We start from the raw sequence: 19,355 nt of genomic DNA on the forward strand, positions 1-19,355 counted from the left end.
GTCCGGAGACCTATCGATTCGCGATCGCCGCCGACGAGCCGGCACGGTACGCGGTCGCCACCGAGCCCGGACGGATCGCGGTGCTCGAGGCCGACCACCTCGATCAGCGGGTGCCGGTCGACGCGTCGACTACCACCCGGACGACGGTTCGAAACGAGGGATACACGGCCGCGACACGCACGCTGTCGGTGACCGCAAGTCGAAGCGAATCGGAAGGGGAAAACGGAGAGGGCGGAGACCGTCGAGTCGCGAACCGGACGGTCATCCTCGATCCGGGCGAGGAGCGGACCCTCGAGTCGAACTGGACCGCGGAGCCAGCCGGCACCTACGACGTCCGCGTGGGGTCGATCCACGCCGGGGAACTGCGCGTGGTGGAGGAGACCGCGACGCCGGAACCGACCGCCGAGCCGTCCGGAACGGCCGAACCCGGGAGCACGAGCGCGACGATATCCTGGATGTGGCTGCTCTTCGTCGTGGTCCTGCTCACAGCGCTCGCAGCGATCTCACGACGGCGTGAGGACGACCGCCGGCGCGGACCGCGACGGTGATGACCTCGATCCCCGTGGTTCACCGCGTTCGGGAGCCGTCGATCGATCCCCCTTAAGTACGGTGACGCGCCAGTACCGATCGTGACGCGCACGGAGCTGATCGTGGCGGTGCTCGCGGGGATCGTCCAGGGGGTCGTCGAGTGGCTACCGGTCTCCAGCCAGGGCAACCTCGCGTTGTTCCTCACGATCGCGGGGACGGACCCGCAGGTCGCCATCCAGCTGGCGCTGTTCCTGCAGGTCGGGACGACCGTTTCGGCCGCGAGCTACTACCGCGAGGACATCACGCGGGCGGCGGGCGCCGTGCCCGGCTGGCGGCCCGACGCCGCCTACAGCGGCGAGAACGCGATCGCGTCCTACGTCGTGGTCGCCTGCGTGATGACGGGGATCGTCGGGATTCCGCTTTACGTCTACGCCGTCGATCTGGCCGGGCAGCTGGCCGGGGGCGTCTTCATCGCGCTCATCGGCGTCCTCCTCGTGCTGACGGGCGTCCTCCAGATCGCCTCCGAATCGATCGGGATGGGCGGCCGCGAGCGGCCGACGTTTCGCGACTCCCTGCTCGTCGGGGCCCTGCAGGGGATCGCGATCCTGCCCGGCGTCTCCCGGTCGGGGATCACCACGAGCGCGCTGCTCGTGCGGAGCTACGACCCGCCGGCGGCGTTTCGGCTGTCGTTCCTGCTTTCGATCCCCGCGAGCCTCGCCGCCGCGGCGTTGACCGTCTTCGGCGCGGGCGGCCTCCCGGGAATCGCCCCGGGCGCGGCCGCGCTGGCGCTCTCGGTGAGCGCGGTCGTCGGGTATTTCACGATCGACGCGCTGATGCGGGTCGTCGAACGCGTCCCCTTCTGGGCGGTCTGTTTCGGGCTCGGCGGGCTCGCGATCGTCGGAGGCGGCGGCGTCTCGCTGGTGACCTGAGATGCCGAGAGGACGAACGACGGTTCGCTCCTCGGACGATACGGCCGGCCGACGGAACGCGTGACCGGGTCACTCGATCTCTAACGGATCGCCTGCATCTCCCTTCGTCTCGCCGTTTTCGGGCCATTCGAGCTCGAACTCGATGCTCAATTCGCCGGGACCGTCGGTCGGCCCCTCGCGTTCGGCTTTCACTTCGAACGTGGGTCGTTCCGGCGGGTCCATGCGCACCGATTCGGACCCGGCGGTCAGCGTGATCGCATCGTCTCGGTCGAGCGCATCGGCGACACGGCGAAGATACGACGCGATCTCCGTTCGGGTGTGGTCGCTCTCGGAACTGAACAGCACTTCTTCGGGCATGTGGTGTGGTACGTCGCCATCACGGATAAAGAGCGGCGTCGAGGCGGCGAACCGATAACGTCGAGCCGACACGGCTACTCGAAGCGGTGAGACCTGATCGAGGAAACGATGGGCCGACTGAGGGGGATGTTCGATCGAACGACGGATCGAGGCGACGGTCCGGTCGCCCGCGATCGCCCGATCAGATGTAGTCGATCGACTGGGGCAGCTCGAGCTTCATGCCCTTTCGCTCGCGGATCTCCATGATCTTCTCGCGCTGGAGGTTGTCGACGAGCACGCGGAAGCCGGCGTTCTCCGTGTTCCAGGAGGCGCGGCCCTCGGTGGCGGATCGGATGTCGGAGGAGAATCCGATCATCTCCTCGACCGGCGCGATGCCCTCGACGACCATGAGGTCGCCCTCCTGGTACATGTCGTCGACGCGACCGCGTCGACCCTGGATCTCGCCGGAGGCGGCGCCCATGTGCTCGGAGGGGACGTCGATGCGGACGTCCTGGATGGGCTCGAGCAGACGGACCTCGCCGTCGATCAGCGCGCGGTGGACCGCGTCGCGGACCGCCGGGATGACCTGGGCGGGACCGCGGTGGATGGTGTCCTCGTGGAGCTTGGCGTCGTGGAGCCGGAACAGCGCACCCTGGACGGGCTCGGCCGCGAGCGGGCCGTCATCGAGGGCCTCCTGAAGCCCCTCGAGGACGAGCTCCATCGTCTCGTTGAGGTGCTGGATACCCTTCGTGTCGTCGATGAGGATGTTGGTCCGGTGGATGTCCTCGACGTTCTGGGAGGTGTCCTTGTCCATGCCTGCCTCCTGGAGCGCTTCGCGGCGTTCCAGCTCGGGCATGTCCATCGAGACCTCGCCGAGCTGGATGGCCTCGACGATCTCCTCCGAGAGCGGCTCGACGGTGAGGTAGAACTTGTTGTGGCGGTTCGGCGACTGGCCCTCCACCTCGCGGGAGGCCTCCTGGGGCTGTTCGCGGTAGACGACGATCGGCTCGCCGGTGATGACCGGAATGCCCTGGTTGTCGCGGATGCGCTGGGTGATGACCTCGAGGTGCAGCTCGCCCTGCCCGCTGATGAGGTGCTCGCCCGTGTCCTCGTTGATCTCGATCTGGATCGTCGGGTCCTCCTTTGCGACCTGCTGGAGCGTCTCGATGAGCTTCGGCAGGTCGTCCATGTTCTGTGCCTCGACGGACTTCGTGATGACCGGCTCGGAGATGTGCTCGATCGACTCGAACGGCGTCATCTCCACGGACGAGACCGTCGATCCGGCGATGGCGTCACGCAGCCCGGTGACGGATGCGATGTTGCCGGCCGGGACGCGTTCCACCTCCTCGCGTTCGCTCCCCATGAAGAGACCGACGCTCTGGATGCGGTTCTTGCCGGCGGTCCCGGAGACGTACAGCTCCTGGCCCTTCTCCAGCGTGCCCGAGAAGACGCGGCCGGTCGCGATCTCGCCCGCGTGCGGGTCCATCGAGATGTCCGTCACCATGAAGACGACCTCCCCGTCCTCGTCGACCAGCTGCATGCCCTCGGCCAGCTCGGAGTCCGGGTCGCCGCGCCAGATGCGCGGGACACGACGGGGCTGGGCGTCGATCGGGTTGGGGAAGTGCTCACAGACCATGTCGAGCACGACGTCCGAAAGCGGCGTGCGCTCGTGGAGCTCCTGACGCTCGTCGTTGCGCTCCAGCTCGATGATGTCGCCGAAGTCCATGCCGGTGCGCTGCATCGAGGGCATCGAGACGCCCCACTTGTAGAGCGCGGAGCCGAACCCGACGGTGCCGTCCTCGACCGAGACGGTCCAGTCGGTGGGGATGTCGTCCATGTTCTCGGCCATCCCCCGGATGAGCTCGTTGACGTCGGCGATGACGGACATGAGCCGTTCCTGCATCTCCTGGGGGCCCTCCTGGAGCTCCGAGATGAGGCGGTCGACCTTGTTGATGAAGAGCGTCGGCTTCACGCCCTCGCGAAGGGCCTGCCGGAGCACCGTCTCCGTCTGGGGCATCGCGCCCTCGACGGCGTCGACGACCACGAGCGCGCCGTCGACCGCGCGCATCGCGCGGGTCACGTCGCCGCCGAAGTCGACGTGGCCCGGCGTGTCGATGAGGTTGATGAGGTGGTTGGTGTCGTCGTACTCGTGGGTCATCGAGACGTTCGCCGCGTCGATGGTGATTCCCCGTTCCTGTTCGTCCTCCTTCGTGTCCATCGCGAGCTGTTCGCCCGCGGTGTCCTCGGAGATCATCCCCGCTCCTGCGAGCAGGTTGTCCGAGAGCGTCGTCTTGCCGTGATCGACGTGAGCGGCGATGGCGATATTCCGGATGTGGTCCGGGTTGTCCATCAGCCGTTCACATTCCTGGACGATCTTCTTTCGTCGGCCCATTATGGTGCGTTGTACCGCCAGCGGGGTCAAAAGGGTAGTGTTTCGCTCCGGGCACAGCCGGGGGTTTTCGGCCGTCACGTGGACGTTTCGTGTTGATCCGACACACGGTGGGGCGGCGTGGACGGGAGACGGCGATCGTCGATTCGGAAGGAGACGGCATCCGCGAAAACGCTTTAGGCGGGTAGGCCGTGGTAGGGATGAGCATGGACATTCGAGTGTGTGGCGATCTCGCCCCCGACCCGTTTCTCAGCGCGGCCGACCTCTTCGAGACCGAGTTCACGATCGAGGATCCCGTCCGCGTTCGCGTCCGCGAGGATCCCGACGAGCGGACCTGGGCGGCACACTATCGGGACCGTCACGTCCTCAACATCTCCCGGCGAGCGGCGACGAGCGCGATGGCTCGCGAACTCGCCGTCCACGAGTTCGCACACATGGTTCGCCACGAGGAGTCACACCCCTCCCACACCCAATCGACCGAGGAGGCGCTGTATCTCGGCCTCGCCGGCGAGTCGATCGAGCGTCGAAAGCTCGCGCACTGCTATCAGATCGCGAACCACATGAAGGACATCTACGCCGACGACATCACCCTCTCCGTGGCGCCGTCCGACAAGCTGCTCGGGTTCCTGGAGTCGACCCTCGCGGCCGCCGTCGCCGATCGACCGACACCGCCGCGACCGGACAGCGAGCCGGCCACGAGCGGGGCGGACCCGGAGATAACCGCGGTGAACGCCGCCTTCGCGCTGGCGCTCGTTGAACGCCACGATCTCGCCGACCGCGATCACAGGCTGTACGACCTCGCCCGGGCGGCGGGCAGCGACGCGCCCGCGATCGACGTCGCGAACTTCAAGCGGCGATTCCTGGCGCTCGGCCCCGATCCCTCGGAGAGCGACTACCGGAAGGCGCTCGTCGACGCAACGCGTGCATACGCGGTCTGACTACTGGACCTCGCGGGCGCCGACTACGACACACGCCGACTCCGATCTCGTGCCGCTCACGCGGGCGTGAGCCGAACGAGTCGGTCGTCACCCTCCCGGGGGAACCCCTCCCGTGCGCGTCCGTCCCGGTTCGAGGTGATCGCGTAGACCTCGCCGTTCGGTCCCTGCTCGACGTGGCGGACCCGGCCGAGTTCGTTCTCCAGCGTGTGGTGGGCGACGGCGTCGTACGCCTCGTTCATCCAGTCGGCGTCGTACCGCGTTCCGCCGTTCTCCGTCGAGGCGGGCTCGCCGTCGGCGGGATAGACCGTGACGAGGTTGACCCGCTGGGAGACGAGCCCGCCGACGAGCAGCCGGTTCGACCAGGAGGGAACCCGGTCGCCGGTGTAGAAGACACAGCCCGACGGGGCCCACCCCTCGTCCGGGCCGGTGTTGACGACCGGCCGGGCGTAGTCGGTTCCCGGGTACGTCTCGGCGTCGCGCGCGCGCTCGTCCTCGGGACCCCACCCGTAGTTCGCGCCGGGGCGAAGCACCATCACCTCGTCGCGGTTCGACGGGCCGTGTTCGGTAACGATGGGCGTCCCGTCCGGGAGGAAGCTGATACCCTGGGGGTTCCGATGGCCGTAGGTGTACACCCGCGGGTCGCCGCCGTCGATGTCGGGATTGTCCTCGGGGGCGCTCCCGTCGGGCTCGAGACGGAGCACCTTCCCCGCGAGCGAGGAGGGGTCCTGGGGCAGCGGCCGGTCCGTTCCGAGATCGGGATTGACCGAGGCGGCGTCGCCCGTGGTCACCCACAGGTAGTCCTCGGGACCGAAGGCGAGCCGCGCGCCGTTGTGGATGATCTCGTTGCCGGGGACGTCGTCGATCACGACCGTCTCGGTTTCCGCCGGGTCCTCGGCGGAGACGTCGAAGTAGGAGACACGGTTGACGTACGGGTCGCCGCCCTCGACGGCGGGTTCGTCCTCGCGGGTGTAGACCGCGTACACGAACGGCACGTCCGGGTAGCTCGGATGGACCGCAAGCCCCATCAGGCCGCCCTCGCTGCCGGCCTCCCACCAGCCGCCCTCCTCGCCGGGCGCGATCGAGTCGGCGTGGTCGATCACGTCGGGGGCCGCGACGGTCTCCAGTTCGTCGGAGTCGTACCGCGAGATCCGTCCCACGCGCTCGGAGACGAAGAGGTCGCCGTTCGGCGCGAACGCCAGATCCCAGGGGATCTCGAGGCCCTCGATCACCGTCTCGATCTCGACGTCGAGCGTCGGCGGATCGACCGGATGAGACCAGTCCGGGTCGTATCGGTCCCACGACTCGATGTCGTGGGTGACGGCGAGGTCGGAGGACGGCGAGTCAGTCCCGTTCGTCGTATCGCTCGGTGCGGAGAGACAGCCGGCGACGCCGGAGAGCCCGGCGGCGCTCGCGGCGGCGGCCGCGAGGAATCGGCGGCGGGTCGATCGCATGCGAGCGGGTTGTCCGAGCGACGGGTAAAACGTACCGTTCGAAGCACCGTCCCACAGCAGGTCAAAAAGGAGAGCCGGGAGGGAGTGAGATATCAGAGGAGGTGAGGTATCAGAAGGGAGTGAGGACTCGGAGGCGGGGAACGAGTCGAAGGAGAGAAGGAAGCAAAAGCGGGGGAAACTGAAAGCGCGGAGGTATCTAGCGGGCCGCCGCGGCGACGCGCTCGCGCTCCTCCTTTTGGGAGATCGGGTAGGCGTCGACGTCGTAGTCGGCCGCGCCGATGAGCTGGTGGGCCAGCGCCTCGGCGGCGGGCGTCGTGGACTTGTAGGTCGCCGATTCGACGCCGTCGGCGATGAACTTGAGGGCCTGGTCGACGCGGCGCTGGGGCGCGACGTCGACCGCCTTCGGCACGGAGATGCCGCCGTACTTGAGGCGGACGGTCTCCTCGCGCGGGGCCGCGTTCTCGACGGCGGTGACGAGGATCTGCACCGGATTCTCCTCGGTGCGCTCGTGGACGATGTCGAGAGCGTCGCGGACGATCCGCGTGGCCTGCTGTTTCTTCCCGGTGTTCTCCTCGTTTTGCATCAGACGGTTGATGAGCCGCTCGACGAGGGATATCTCGGACTTCTTGAACTGCTTTGCGGCGTGGCGACCCATCGTGTGGGCGATGGGCGTCACGTTCATGTACCGCTTCGTCGAGGGGTCCTCGTAGGCGATCTCCGAGACGTCCCAGACGCCGAACAGCAGGGCGTTCTCGGTGGCCGTCTCGCTGTCGGCCGGCGCGTCCGGCTCCGGCGTCTGTGCCTCCTCGACGTCGGTCTCCTCGTTTCCGCTCATCGGACGGGTTTCTCCGCGTTCCCGCGAACGAGTTCGATCATCGATACGCCGTTGACCTTCTCGACCTTGTAGTTCACGCCCGAGAGGTCGCCCATCGCGCGGCCCTTCGCGCCGCCGATGCCGGCGATGGTGACCTCGTCGTGCTCGTCGATGAACGAGATCGCGCCGTCGCCGGGACAGAAGGCGGTGACCTGCTTGCCGTTCTTGATGAGCTGAACCCGGACGCACTTTCGGATCGCCGAGTTGGGCTGTTTCGCCTCGATACCGACCTTCTCGAGAACGATCCCGCGGCCCTGCGGGGCGCCCTCGAGGGGGTCGGACTTCGTCTTGAGCCCGCGCTCGCGTCGAGCGTACTCGGTGTCGGACCAGCGTCGTTTCTGCCGGTCCTGTTTGAGCTTGCGGGCCGCGTACTTGCCGTTCGCCATCGTACCCGCCATTCCCGACGGAGATACTTAAACGCCCGCTTTCTCGATCGGCGAAACCGCCTCAGATCGGTCGATCGGTGCCTCTCGTCGGTTTTGAACGAGTCTCACGGATCGAAACGGCGGCCGCACAGCTCCGATGAGCGAGTAACGAGGACACAGCGGTCGTCTCGTGGACGCATGAGACGCGACCTGGAGAGCGGGAGCGATGCGGCGAAAAAGCGGCCGGTTTCCCTCTCAGTAGTCGGGCGCCTCGTCCTCGACGGCGCGCTTCATCGAGTCGCGTCGCGACTTGGCGTCGCGGCCGGTGGCCTCGAGCAGGAAGTCGTTCTTCGCGTCCACGGCCCCGGCGGCCGCGTCGGCGTTGCCCTCGGCGATGACGTCCTCCGCCGGACGCTCCTCGAAGTGGACGGCGAGTTTGTCCTTCTTGCCGTCGTAGCTCGCGGCGCCGGCGACGATCCGCTCGAAGACCGGATTGTCCGGATCCTCGACGACGTACAGTTCGTGTCCGTCGTAGTCCTCCGTGCCGGTGACCTCGCCGAAGTAGTCCTCGATCGACGCCTTCAGATCGGGCATCCGCTCCTCGAGGTACTCGCCGCGACGCATCTTGTACTGTTTCATTGGCGCGACGTTCGAAAGCCGACGGTAAACCCCTTTCGTCACGGACCATGCGCGGGTGTAACGGACACGGACGCCTCGCGATCACGACTCCGCGATCAGCACCCCTCCGCGATCACGACTCCGCGATCGGCCGCTCCGCGATGTAGCCGCGCTTGCACTCGGGACAGATGTCGCCGGCCCGCATCGAGCTCTCGCCGGACGGCTGTACCAGCCCGCACTCCGGACAGAAGTACTCGGTGGTCTCCTCGTCGGACTCGGTCGCGAGCTCGACCGTCCGAGCCGCCGTGAATCCCGGATCGTCGACGTCCGTACCGTCCGATCCGCCGGATCGACCGGCCGTTTCCGCGGCGGCCGAACCCGGACCTCCGTCGGATCCCTCGATGAACTCCGTCTCCTCGTCGTCGAACTCCATCGGCCCGTCCGCCTCGGGCGTCAACCCGCCGCCGAAGGAGACCGCGGGGTCGTCGCCGTCGTCGCCGCCCTCGTAGGTCGCATCGAACCCCTCGTCCTCGCCGCGACGCTCCGGCCAGGGGGTGTGATCCCCGTCGACGGTCGGATCGGGCGACTCCTGCGAGCGGTCCTCACGGTCGGGATCGGACCACTCGCCGCGCTTGCGCTCGTCGGACGATCCGGTTCCGTCGGGCGACTCCGGGGCGTCGACCGGGGCATCCGGTGCCGGTGGATCGTCCGTGCTTTCCGTTCCGTCGGACTCCGTGAGGATGATCCCGTCGTCCTCCGATGCGGATTCCGAGCCGGGATCGGCGTCGGGTTGCGAGTCGGCTCCGGCCGGTGTCGATCCGGATCCCGAATCCGGCGTGGGTGCGTCGGACGTCTCGGGGCGTTCGGAGGCTTCGTCTTCGTGATCGACCGTTCCGGCTCCCCCGCCGGGTTCGTCGTCCGTTTCCTCGAGTATCTCGGCGTCCTCCCCGGATGCGGTCTGCGCATCGATGTTCGCGTCCGCCTCGCTCGCAGCCGCGGTCGGCGGCTCCGTCTCCGATGATCCTCCGGCGCTCGAGGGGTCACCAGCGCGTGAGGGTTCTCCCGCGCTTGCGGACGCTTCGGCGCTTGCGGACGTTTCGGCGTCCGTGGGATCTCCGACGGTTTCGGCGGTTTCGGAGGGGTCTCCGACGGTTGTGGTCGGCCGGTTTCCGCCCGCCGCGGCTCCCCGATCGTCGACGCCGGCTCCCTCCGGCCCGGCGTCGGGGGCGGATCCGGCCTCGTCCGGAGCGTCGGTTCCGGCCGCCGCGGCCGCCAGCTGTTCGAGGGTGGTGACCTCCTTGTTCTCGCTGACGACGCGACGCTCGCCACAGCGAGCGCACTCCTCGATCTCACGGACGGTGATGACGACCTGGTCGCCCTCCTCCTCGCGCTCGCGTTCGACCGTCGGCTCCCCGAAGTCGTGCCCGAGCAGACACCTGAGTCCCATTTGTCGTTCCCTGTGCGGTCCGAACGTAAAAAACGTCGCCGTTGGCGTCCGACGCGCGGCGGACGCGAGCTCGGAGCGATCGATTCGACGGCGGTCCGACGAGACCGCGACGGTGGATCGACACCGGGAAACGACCGAGACCGCCGTGTGCCAACGTTTATGGGCGGGTCGTTCCCTCTATCGAGTATGAGCGACGACGAGACGAAACCGACGGATCTGGTGATCCCCGACGAACGCGTCTACGACACCTGCGGGACGACCGAGTTCCCCCGCGTCGGCGTGATCGAACAGCGGTGGGAGACGGACCCGATCCCCGAAGACCAGCTCGCGAGCGAGGCGAGCGCCGCGGTGTCGGAACTGGACCTGGCGGACGTGCCGGCCGGCGGCGAGGTCGCGGTGGGCGCGGGATCGCGCGGCATCGCGAACGTTCCGGAGATCGTTCGCGGCGTCGTGGAGGGGCTCTCCGATCGCGGCTACGAGCCGTTCGTGTTCCCCGCGATGGGCAGCCACGGCGGGGCGACCGCCGAGGGGCAACGCGACAAGCTCGCCGCGCTCGGCGTCACCGAGGAGGCCGTCGGCTGTGAGGTACGCGCGACGATGGAGACGGAGATAATCGGCGAGACCGACGAACACGGGATCGCCGTCCACGCCGACGCGAACGCCGCGGCGGCGGACGCGATAGTGCCGGTCAACCGCGTGAAGCCGCACACCGACTTCGACGGTGACGTCGAAAGCGGCCTCTCGAAGATGCTCGTCATCGGCATGGGCAAACAGAAGGGCGCCCAGATGGCCCACCGCTGGGCGCTCGACTGGAGCTTCCGCAACATGCTGCCGGAGATCGCGTCGTTGATCATCGACCGGCTGCCGGTCGTCGGCGGGGTCGCGATCGTCGAGGACCTCCACGACGACACCACGATCATCGAGGGGGTCCCCCCGGAGGGCTTCCTCTCGCGTGAGGCCGAGCTGCTCGAGATCGCCTACGAGCAGCTCCCCACGCTCCCGTTCGACGAGCTCGACGTGCTCGTGCTCGACCGGATGGGCAAGGACATAAGCGGCCCCGGGATGGACCCGAACGTCCTCCACAGACGGCCCTACGAGCCCGAGCCGATCCTCGAGCGCCCGCGGTACACGCGCGTGTACACTCGATCGCTCACGGAGCCCTCCCACGGAAACACCGTCGGGATCGGTCTCGCGGACCTGGTCCACGAGGACCTGCTCGAGGCGATGGAACCCGAAAAGGGATTCACGAACGCCGTGACCGCGAGCACGCTTCGGGGGATCCGAACGCCGACCGCCGTCGAGAACGACCGGGCCGGACTGACCGTCTGTCTGTCGACGATCGGCGTGAACGAGCCCGAGGACGTCAGGCTCGTTCGCGCGCTCGACACGATGCGGCTCGGCACGCTCGTCGCGAGCGAGGCGCTGGTCGAGGAGGCGCGCGAGCGCGAGGACCTGCGAGTCGTCTCCGAGCCGGAGCCGATCGACTTCGAGGACGACGACTTCCTCGAGTTCCCGTAGACGTCGCGTCGCCCGCCGTCACCGGACCTTTCCCCTCGCTTGGACCTCCCAGAGTTCCTCGATCCGGCCGTCTCGAACGCCGGCGATTCGATCGTGGAGGTTGATCGTCGTACAGACGTGGGGAACGATGAACTCCAACCGGTCGCCGACCGAGAACGATTCGTCCGAGTTGCCGGTGTCGATCCAGCCGTGTTCCTCGCTGGCGTTGACGTACTCGACGTCGTCGCGGTTCCTGGGAACCGGCATCCTGGGGGTGTCCAACGAGAACGTCTTGCTGCCGCCGTCGACGACGAGTCGATCGTCGTCCGGCACGGAGATGACCGTCGTGAGGACCGTCGCCGCACAGTCGTCCTTCGACACCTCCCACGGCCGGTGTTCGAGTTCGCCGACATCGTTGAAGGGGTACATGCCCGGGTTGATCTCGGTGACCACCGGGTGCGTACCGCTGTAGCGCGAGGTGGCCGTCCCGCCGACCTTCACCTCCGCCACGGCGACGCCGGCGGCCTCGATGTCCGCGACCACGTCCTGGACCAAGTCCATCGCCTCCCGACACCGCTTTTCGAAGTCCGATTCGGTCGCGGCCTCGGCCTTGACGTGTGACTCGTACGCGAGGAGGCCGTCGAACTCGAGGGCGTCCGCCGCGTCGATCCGCTCCGCGAGAGCCACGGCCTCGGGGCCGGGAGCGACGCCGGTTCGGTGCAATCCCACGTCGATCTCGAGGACGACGTCGACCGTCGTGTCGTGGTCGCGGGCGGCGTCCCGAAGCATCTCGATCGTCGCGACCGAATCGACCGTCGTCGCCAGCTTCTCCGCCTTCCTCGAGAGCCAACAGAGCCGGTCGAGCTTTCGATCGCCGACCACCTGATACGACAGGTACACGTCGTCGATGCCGTTTCGCACCATCGTCTCCACCTCGCCCAGGGTTTGACAGCAGATCCCGCCACCGTCGGTCATCTCGTCTTGGAGCGCCGCGAGCTCGGCGTTCTTGTGCGTCTTGGCGTGCGACCGGAGCGAAACGTCGTTCTCGTCGGCGAACGCCGCGTAGGACTCGATGTTGCGCTCCATCGCGTCGACGTCGACGAGCAGGGCCGGGGTTTCGAGGGCCGCGACCGACTGGTGAAGCGTCGGTCCCGTCTCGTCGGTGGTCCAGGTGGACATGGTCCGAAACGACCCTCCCGAATATTAAATGTGAGTCGCCCCGGCTACCGAGAACCACGACGGACTCCGCGATGGCCGGACCGCGCCCCAGTCGCGCCGCCGGTCACGAGGCCTCCAGATCCCCGAAGCGCTCCGGCGGGCGCCGATGATCGGTCGCCTGCTCGTAGCTGTAGGCCACCTCGAACAGCCGCGGTTCGGCGAACCGCCGTCCGAGGAGTTCCATCCCGACCGGGAGCCCGTCGTCGGTGCTTCCGGCCGGCACGACGATCGCGGGGAGCCCGGTGTGTGCGGCGAGCTCGCAGGGAAGCTCGGAGAACGGCTGGTGGTCGGGGCGTTCGACCGGCGGAACCGTCGACGGGGGGTACATCACGGCGTCGAGGTCCTCCTCGACGAACCGGGCGAGAACCGCGTTTTCGAGTCGCTGCCGTCGCTGCAGGCGACGCAGATAATCGACGTTCCGGTCCAGCGACTCGCCGTCGCCGTCCAAAATTCCCGCGTCATCGATCCGCGAGGCGACCGCCGGCGCGATCGACCCGGTTTCGTACAGTTCCCGTAGCGACTCGTACGGGATTTCGCCGCCGTGTTCGGCGAGATACCGGTCGAACTCGCGGACGAACTCGAAGCCGACGACACGGGCACTCCGAAGGGTGTCGCCGTCGACGACCTCGACGGGATCCACGACGGTCGCGCCCGCCGCGCGAAGGTCCGCGATGGCGTCCTCGAGCACGGTCGTGACGGCCGCCGCGTCCGCCTTCGGGGCGGCCGTCTCGTCCTGGAGCCCGAACCACTCCCTGAGGATACCGATCCGTGCGTCCTCGAGACCGTCCGGATCGAGGTGTGAGACGTATCCGTCGTCGGGAACCGCGTCCGCGCCCCGCGCGGTGACCGGATCCTCGGGGTCGTATCCGGCCATGACGTCGAGCATCCGGGCGGCGTCGGCGACGGTCCGCGCGATCGGACCCGCCGTGTCCTGTGTGTCGCTGAGCGGGACGATGCCGGTTCGGCTCACCAACCCTCGCGTGGGGCGCACCCCGACGAGCGCGTTGAACGCGGGCGGGGAGCGAACGGACGAGCAGGTGTCCGTCCCCGTGCCGATCGTGGCCATGTTCGCGGCGACCGCCGCCGCCGTCCCGCCGCTCGATCCGGACGGTCGACGGTCGAGGTCGTATGCGTTTCGCGTTTCACCGCCCAGAGAGCTGATCGTATCGACGCCGAAGGAGAGCTCCTGGAGGTTCGCCTTCGCGAGAACGATCGCCCCCGCCTCCCGAAGCCGTTCGACGATGAAGGCATCGCGGGCGGGCCGTGCCTCCGCGAGCGCGACCGAGCCCGCCGTCGTCGGCATGTCGTGGGTGTCCTGGTTGTCCTTCAGGATCACCGGGACGCCGTGGAGCGGGCCGACCGGTCCCTCGTCCGCGAATCGCGCGTCGAGCCGGCGGGCCCGCCGGAGAGCGTCGTCGTTCACCGTCAAGATCGCGTTCAGGTCGTCGTCGTAGGCGTCGATGCGCTCCAGATATCGCTTCACGAGCGCTTCGGCGGTGATCCGTTCGTCGGAGATCGCCGTCCGGACGTCGTCGACCGTCGCCTCGACCGGATCGAATCGGTCCGTGGACGTTGTGGTCATTGATCGTGTGAGCCCCGACGGGTGTTCCGGGGCGACCACGAACAGTCTACCGGCCGCGGAAGGCGGCGCGATCTCAAGCGACGTGGCATCGAGGTGTTCACCCCCAGCTTTAATTGACGACGTCGAGTAGGGCGATCGCTATGCAACTCGTGGATACGACCTCGACACACGGGTTCTTCGACGTCGTCGCCGGCACGGGGCGCTCGCAGGCGGCCTCGATGGTCCTCCAGCCCGGCCAGTCGACGGGCAGCCCCGAGAACGCACACGCCGGGAGCGACCAGTGGCTGTTCGTCGTCTCCGGGACCGGACGGGCGACGATCGAGGGGGATCGACACGATCTCCGGGCGGGAACGCTCGTCCTCATCGAACCCGGGGAGACCCACGAGATCGTCAACACCGGGGACGACCCGCTCGTCACCGTGAACGTGTACGCTCCGCCGGAGTATTGATCTACCCAGATCCGATTTCCAGCGTTGCGCGTTCGACGAGCGTACGAGGCGCGTTCAGAAAGGTCCGTTTCCGCCGCCCATCATCCCGCCGAGACCGCCGCCGCCGTCGCCCTGCTGGAGCTTCTTCATCATCCGCTGCATGTCGCCGTCGCCCATCCCCTGGAACTGGTCGAGGGTTCGCTCCATCATCCGGTGTTGCTCGAGCAGCTCGCGGACCGTCTCCGCCTCGATTCCGGACCCGCGAACGATCCGCTCGACGCGCGACTGCCCGACGATCCGCGGGTTCTCGAGCTCCTCGTCGGTCATCGAGTCCATGACCACCTCGAACTCGCGCATCCGGTTTTGGGTGACGTCCATCGCGTCGTCGGGCAGCTGGTCCATCACGCCGCCGCCCATCCCCGGGATCATGTCCATCACCTGATCGAGGGGACCCATGCGGTTCATCGCCGCCATCTGCTTTTGCATGTCCTTGAGGGTGAAGTTCCCGTCGAGGAGGTCCTCGGGGTCCCAGTCGTCCTCCTCCTCGCCCGTCTCCGCCATCGCGCGCTCGACGCGCTCGGAGAGCTGCTTGAGGTCGCCCATGCCGAGCAGCCGGGAGATGAACCCCGAGGGCTCGAACCGCTCTACGTCCTGGACCGTCTCGCCGGTCCCGAGGAAGGCGATGGAGGAGCCGGTCTCGTTGACCGCCGCGAGGGCGCCGCCGCCCTTCGCGGTCCCGTCGAGTTTGGTGATCACGACGCCGTCGATGCCGATCGCCGACTCGAACCGGCTCGCCTGTTCCGTGGCGCCCTGGCCGATCGCGGCGTCGAGCACGAGCAACGAGCGGTCGGGATCGACGGCCGACTCGATCTCCTCGATCTCCGCGATCAGGTCGTCCTCGAGCGCGTGTCGACCCGCCGTGTCGACGATGTGAACGTCGGCGTCGGCGGTCGCCTCCATGCCGTCGCGCGCGATCTGCACCGGGTCCTCCGCGTCCGGGTCGCCGTAGAAGTCGACCTCGGCGCGCTCGCACATCTGTTTGGCCTGGTCGTAGGCGCCGGGCCGGAAGGTGTCGGTCTGGATGACCGCGGGTCGAAGCCCCTTCTTCGAGAACCACCAGGCCATCTTGGCGGCGGAGGTCGTCTTACCCGACCCCTGCAGGCCGGCGAGGAGTATCGTCTGCGGCTCGAGGGGGAGCTCGGTCGAGTCGCCGACGAGTTCGACGAGCTCCTCGTAGACGATCTTCAGGACGTGATCGCGTGCTGTCGTCCCCGCGGGCGGCTCCTCCTCGAGCGCCCGCGTCTCTATCGAGTCCGAGAGTTCCATCACGAGGGAGACGTCGACGTCGGCCGAAAGCAGCGACCGCTGGATCTCCTTGATGATCTCCTCGACGTCCTCCTCGCTCAGTCGGGACTTCCCCTGCAGCGTATCGAGCGTGCCGCGGAGGGAACTTCCCAGATCGTCGAGTACCATTTACGGGAAGTACGCGACCCGAGGGCTAAAGCCTTTGTTCGTCGCCGGCACGCATGTGGGCGGATCACACCGTCGAATTCTCGACGAGGGGGTCGATCCGTCGAGCGTCCACCGATCGTTGCGAGCGGAGGCGAGCGCCCGAGTCCGGCGCTACGCGTCCTCGCCGAGGAGCCGATCGACGAGCCGTTCGGGATCGAAGCGCTCGATGTCGTCGTAGCCCTGGCCGGTTCCGAGAAAGAGGATCGGCTTGCCGGTGACGTAAGCGATGGAGATCGCGGCCCCGCCCGAGGAGTCGGCGTCGGCCTTCGTGAGGATGGCGCCGTCGATCGCCGCCGCGTCGTCGAACTCCTTGGCGCGGGTGACCGCGTCCTGGCCGGCGACCGCCTCGTCGACGAACAGGGTGAGGTCGGGATCGACCACGCGGTCGATCTTCTCGAGTTGGGCCATCAGGTCGTTCGAGGTGTGCAGCCGGCCGGCCGTGTCGCCGAGGACGACGTCGACGTCGTTGGCCTCGGCGTACTCGACGGCGTCGTAGACGACCGCGGCCGGATCGCCGCCCTGCTCGTGGGCGATGAGCTTCCGGTCGAGCCGGTCGGCGTGCTCGCGGATCTGCTCGTTCGCGCCGGCCCGGTAGGTGTCGCCGTTCGCGAGCACCGAGGAGTAGCCCCGGTCGGCGAGCCACTCCGAGAGCTTCGCGATCGACGTCGTCTTGCCGACGCCGTTGACCCCGGTGAAGACGATGGTGACCGGCTTGTCGGCCTCGGCGATCCGCGCTTCGAAGTCGAACTGGCCGACCGCGATCACCTCGAGCAGCGCGTCGTGGAGCGCCTCCTCGACGAGCTCGCCGGTCGTCTCGACCTGCTTTCGGGTCTCGCCGAGCATCGTCTCGCGGACCGTCTCGAGGATCTCCTCGGCGACGCTCATCTCGACGTCGCTCTCGAGAAGCGCCATCTCGAGGTTCCAAAGCGGCTCCTCGAGGTCCTCCTCCTCGATGATGATCCGGCCGGTCGCGAACGCCTTCGCACGTTGGAAGGTGCTCGGCTCGGCGCCTTCGGAGTCCGGATCGGAGTCCCCGTCCTCCGACCCGGCGGAACCGCCCCCCGAGGCGTCTCCGCTCGAGGCGGCGTCGGCCTCCGGTCCGACGGCCGCGTCGCTCGCGGCGGGTTGATCGGGGGCTTCCCCGTCGTCGGACCTCTCGTCCGGTTCGGACTCGGCCTGCTCTTCGACGTCGGTACGGAAGTCGTTCAGCTTGTCCTTCAGTCCGTCAAACACGATCGTGGCTCCCGAAAGCGGTGGTCGTCGGTCGGTCGTTTCGTCCCGTCATCGAGGTTCGAATTCCGACCTACTCGTCGTCCTGCTGTTGCATCTGCTGCATCTGCTGTTGCTGCATCTGCTGTTGCATCTGTTGGGCCTGCTGTTCGAGCTCGCTGCTTTCTTCTTGCAGCTCGTCGAGTTCCGCCTCGGTCTCCTCGATGCGGTCGTCGAGCGCGTCCCGCTTCGTCTCGAGCGCGGAGACCGCGTCGTCCTGCGGCTGCTCTGCGGCGTAGTCGCCGCCGAGGGAGACGACGACCTCGTCGATGTCTTGAACCTCCGCGCGGAGGTAGGCGCCGCCGCCGAGGGGGACCTGAACCGTCGAGCCGGTCTCGAGGGTCTCGATCGCCTCGATCGCCTCGTCGATCTCGCGCTGCTCCTGCTCGAACCCCTCGATCTCGGCCTCGAGAGCGGTGATCTCCTCCTCTATCGCCTGCAGCTCCTGGGAGAGCTGCTGGAGCTGCTGTTGACCGCCGCCCATCATGCTTCCACCCCGTCGGCCTCGGTCAGCTCGTCGAGCTCCATCTCGGCCCGCTTGACGCCGTGCTGGCTGCCGACCTGCGAGAAGACGTGCTCGCGGGCGACGTCCTCGTTGGGGGCCTCGATGGTCTTGGTGAACTCCTGGAACCCGTGGCGCGTCTTGAACCGTCCGCTCGCCGTAAAGTGACTCATGGAGGGGAATCGGGAAGCGACAGGGAAGTATCTTCCTAAACGGGAACCGGAACGGGAGGGGACGAAAACGGACAAAAACGGACGGAATCGGAGCCGGGAGAGTCGGGTCGCGGCGGAAACGAACGGGCTACTCGATGAACCCGAGCGCGTCCTCGATGCGCCCGAGCTCGGGCCCGGTGGTGTCCTCGCCGACGACGTAGCCCTCGTCGTTGGCGATCAGTCCGGAACCGACGAGGGGACCGCCGTAGTTGATCGTCCCGAGGTCGGCGTGGACGTCGAGGTGCTCCTCGATCGCCTCGAGTTCCTCCTCGCGGGACTTCGGGTGACAGAGCGCGCCAACGTCGTTCGCCACCGCCGCCGTTCCGACCGTCCTGACGTCGCCCAGATCGCCGCGTTCGACCGGGACCTCCAGGGTCTCGCGGATCGCCCGGACGGCCTCTCGGTCGAGGTCGGGGTGAACGTACGCGCCGTAATCGTTCGTCAGGATGACGTTGCCGGCGGCGTTGATCGTTCCGGGAAGCTCGCGGACCTCGCGGTCCGCGGCCTCCTCGATGCGCCGCTTCTCGCGTTCGGTGGCCCGCGGCGAGACGACGATGCCGCACTCGTTGCCGGTCGCCAGCGCGCCGACGGTGTTCGAGCCGCCGACCGTCGTGGGAACGACCTCCGCGTCGAGCTCCGCGCCGAGCGCCGACTGGAGGTCGTCGTCGATGTCCGGCCGCACCAACAGGACGTCGTTCGCGACCCGCGCGAACACGCCGACGTACGACGAACCGACGAAGGACGCCCGTAGCACGCGCGGTTACTCCGCGTGTTCGGCTTCGACGATCGGTTCCTCGTCCTCGACGAACCGGGCCGCGCGGACGCGGAGGGAACTGGGCGGGTTCTGGCGCCCCTGCGCCCAGACCGCCTCGTTGATGTCCGGGTCGAGCCGGACGGCGTCCTCCTCGACCGAGAAGTGCTGTGCGAGGTGTGATCGAACCGTCCGCATCGCGTAGTCCGCACGCTTTTGGACCGGCTTGTCCGAGAGACCGCCGAGCGGAACGGTGACGACCCGTTCCTCGAAGTCGCTTGTGCTCATCGGTCCTACTCGTCGAGGTCGCTTCGCCGCCAATTACGCCGCTTGGGATTGCGGGTGACGTTCATGTCCGTCTTCATCATGACCCAGGACGGCACGCGCTGGTTCTGGCGCTCGGCTTTGGCCAGACGCTTCTTCTTGGCCTTCGATTTCTCGCCCATAGTGGCCCGTTGTTCCCACGGAGCGCTTAAAACCCCTTCCATATGGGCCCGATCGGACGGATC

At 67.8% G+C, this 19,355-nt stretch carries 21 protein-coding genes; 5 read left to right on the top strand and 16 right to left on the bottom strand.

Features of this window, described 5'->3' with window-relative positions:
• Positions 1–80: 80 nt before the first annotated feature.
• Positions 81–548 (top strand): hypothetical protein, encoded by a 468-nt coding sequence (locus tag ACZ5YD_RS07965; RefSeq protein WP_379742029.1) that lies wholly within the window; start codon positions 81–83, stop codon positions 546–548.
• An 81-nt stretch (positions 549–629) separates the two neighbouring features.
• Entirely contained in the window at positions 630–1,457 is an 828-nt protein-coding gene (locus ACZ5YD_RS07970; RefSeq protein ID WP_379742032.1) for an undecaprenyl-diphosphate phosphatase, read from the top strand.
• 69 nt (positions 1,458–1,526) lie between these two features.
• Here the strand turns inward: ACZ5YD_RS07970 and ACZ5YD_RS07975 are convergent, their stop codons facing one another.
• Together ACZ5YD_RS07975 and ACZ5YD_RS07980 are read right to left on the bottom strand one after the other, a co-directional pair.
• Entirely contained in the window at positions 1,527–1,814 is a 288-nt protein-coding gene (locus ACZ5YD_RS07975; protein WP_379742035.1) for an amphi-Trp domain-containing protein, read from the bottom strand.
• A 181-nt stretch (positions 1,815–1,995) separates the two neighbouring features.
• Complete coding sequence (locus tag ACZ5YD_RS07980) at positions 1,996–4,185, bottom strand: elongation factor EF-2 (protein WP_379742038.1); 2,190 nt, start codon at positions 4,183–4,185, stop codon at positions 1,996–1,998.
• A 203-nt stretch (positions 4,186–4,388) separates the two neighbouring features.
• On the opposite strand from ACZ5YD_RS07980, the gene ACZ5YD_RS07985 reads away from it, so the two are divergent.
• Positions 4,389–5,120 (top strand): DUF5781 family protein, encoded by a 732-nt coding sequence (locus tag ACZ5YD_RS07985; protein WP_379742040.1) that lies wholly within the window; start codon positions 4,389–4,391, stop codon positions 5,118–5,120.
• A gap of 56 nt (positions 5,121–5,176) precedes the next feature.
• Here ACZ5YD_RS07985 and ACZ5YD_RS07990 read toward each other — a convergent pair whose 3' ends face one another.
• The 5 genes from ACZ5YD_RS07990 to ACZ5YD_RS08010 form a co-directional block, all read right to left on the bottom strand.
• Positions 5,177–6,571, bottom strand: coding sequence for a PQQ-dependent sugar dehydrogenase (locus ACZ5YD_RS07990; protein ID WP_379742043.1), 1,395 nt, complete (start codon positions 6,569–6,571; stop codon positions 5,177–5,179).
• Positions 6,572–6,767: 196 nt separating this feature from the next.
• Entirely contained in the window at positions 6,768–7,406 is a 639-nt protein-coding gene (locus tag ACZ5YD_RS07995) for a 30S ribosomal protein S7 (protein ID WP_379742046.1), read from the bottom strand.
• Positions 7,403–7,831 (bottom strand): 30S ribosomal protein S12, encoded by a 429-nt coding sequence (locus ACZ5YD_RS08000; protein WP_373672880.1) that lies wholly within the window; start codon positions 7,829–7,831, stop codon positions 7,403–7,405. The genes ACZ5YD_RS07995 and ACZ5YD_RS08000 overlap by 4 nt, the downstream gene beginning before the upstream one ends.
• Before the next feature lie 234 nt (positions 7,832–8,065).
• The gene (locus ACZ5YD_RS08005; RefSeq protein WP_379742049.1) at positions 8,066–8,449 is read right to left on the bottom strand and encodes a DUF5611 family protein; all 384 of its coding nucleotides are present in this window, start codon (positions 8,447–8,449) and stop codon (positions 8,066–8,068) included.
• 112 nt (positions 8,450–8,561) lie between these two features.
• A complete protein-coding gene (locus tag ACZ5YD_RS08010) occupies positions 8,562–9,875 on the bottom strand; it encodes a DUF7093 family protein (protein ID WP_379742052.1) in 1,314 nt (437 codons plus the stop codon).
• 186 nt (positions 9,876–10,061) lie between these two features.
• Between ACZ5YD_RS08010 and ACZ5YD_RS08015 the strand changes: the two genes are divergently transcribed.
• Entirely contained in the window at positions 10,062–11,393 is a 1,332-nt protein-coding gene (locus tag ACZ5YD_RS08015; protein ID WP_379742055.1) for a nickel pincer cofactor-dependent isomerase, group 22, read from the top strand.
• An 18-nt stretch (positions 11,394–11,411) separates the two neighbouring features.
• On the opposite strand, the gene ACZ5YD_RS08020 is transcribed toward ACZ5YD_RS08015, so the two are convergent.
• The gene (locus ACZ5YD_RS08020) at positions 11,412–12,551 is read right to left on the bottom strand and encodes an alanine racemase (RefSeq protein WP_379742058.1); all 1,140 of its coding nucleotides are present in this window, start codon (positions 12,549–12,551) and stop codon (positions 11,412–11,414) included.
• Positions 12,552–12,654: 103 nt separating this feature from the next.
• Positions 12,655–14,172 carry an amidase family protein gene (locus tag ACZ5YD_RS08025; protein ID WP_379742061.1) on the bottom strand — a complete coding sequence of 506 codons (1,518 nt, stop codon included), beginning with the start codon at positions 14,170–14,172 and terminating at the stop codon, positions 12,655–12,657.
• 140 nt (positions 14,173–14,312) lie between these two features.
• Here ACZ5YD_RS08025 and ACZ5YD_RS08030 point away from each other — a divergent pair, with 140 nt between their 5' ends.
• Entirely contained in the window at positions 14,313–14,621 is a 309-nt protein-coding gene (locus ACZ5YD_RS08030) for a cupin domain-containing protein (protein WP_379742064.1), read from the top strand.
• Between the two features lie 54 nt (positions 14,622–14,675).
• On the opposite strand, the gene ACZ5YD_RS08035 is transcribed toward ACZ5YD_RS08030, so the two are convergent.
• The 7 genes from ACZ5YD_RS08035 to ACZ5YD_RS08065 all read right to left on the bottom strand — a co-directional run bounded on the left by ACZ5YD_RS08035 (position 14,676) and on the right by ACZ5YD_RS08065 (position 19,292).
• The gene (locus ACZ5YD_RS08035; RefSeq protein ID WP_379742067.1) at positions 14,676–16,073 is read right to left on the bottom strand and encodes a signal recognition particle protein Srp54; all 1,398 of its coding nucleotides are present in this window, start codon (positions 16,071–16,073) and stop codon (positions 14,676–14,678) included.
• 150 nt (positions 16,074–16,223) lie between these two features.
• Positions 16,224–17,345 (bottom strand): signal recognition particle-docking protein FtsY, encoded by a 1,122-nt coding sequence (gene ftsY, locus ACZ5YD_RS08040; protein ID WP_379742070.1) that lies wholly within the window; start codon positions 17,343–17,345, stop codon positions 16,224–16,226.
• A gap of 70 nt (positions 17,346–17,415) precedes the next feature.
• The gene (pfdA, locus tag ACZ5YD_RS08045) at positions 17,416–17,865 is read right to left on the bottom strand and encodes a prefoldin subunit alpha (protein ID WP_379742074.1); all 450 of its coding nucleotides are present in this window, start codon (positions 17,863–17,865) and stop codon (positions 17,416–17,418) included.
• Positions 17,865–18,056 (bottom strand): 50S ribosomal protein L18Ae, encoded by a 192-nt coding sequence (gene rpl18a, locus ACZ5YD_RS08050; RefSeq protein ID WP_379742077.1) that lies wholly within the window; start codon positions 18,054–18,056, stop codon positions 17,865–17,867. The genes pfdA and rpl18a overlap by 1 nt, the downstream gene beginning before the upstream one ends.
• Before the next feature lie 127 nt (positions 18,057–18,183).
• A complete protein-coding gene (locus ACZ5YD_RS08055) occupies positions 18,184–18,849 on the bottom strand; it encodes a translation initiation factor IF-6 (protein WP_379742080.1) in 666 nt (221 codons plus the stop codon).
• A gap of 6 nt (positions 18,850–18,855) precedes the next feature.
• The gene (locus ACZ5YD_RS08060) at positions 18,856–19,134 is read right to left on the bottom strand and encodes a 50S ribosomal protein L31e (RefSeq protein WP_379742083.1); all 279 of its coding nucleotides are present in this window, start codon (positions 19,132–19,134) and stop codon (positions 18,856–18,858) included.
• Positions 19,135–19,139: 5 nt separating this feature from the next.
• Positions 19,140–19,292, bottom strand: a complete 153-nt coding sequence (locus tag ACZ5YD_RS08065; protein WP_379742086.1) for a 50S ribosomal protein L39e — start codon at positions 19,290–19,292, stop codon at positions 19,140–19,142.
• Positions 19,293–19,355: the final 63 nt, after the last annotated feature.

The organism is Halopenitus salinus (assembly GCF_055397165.1).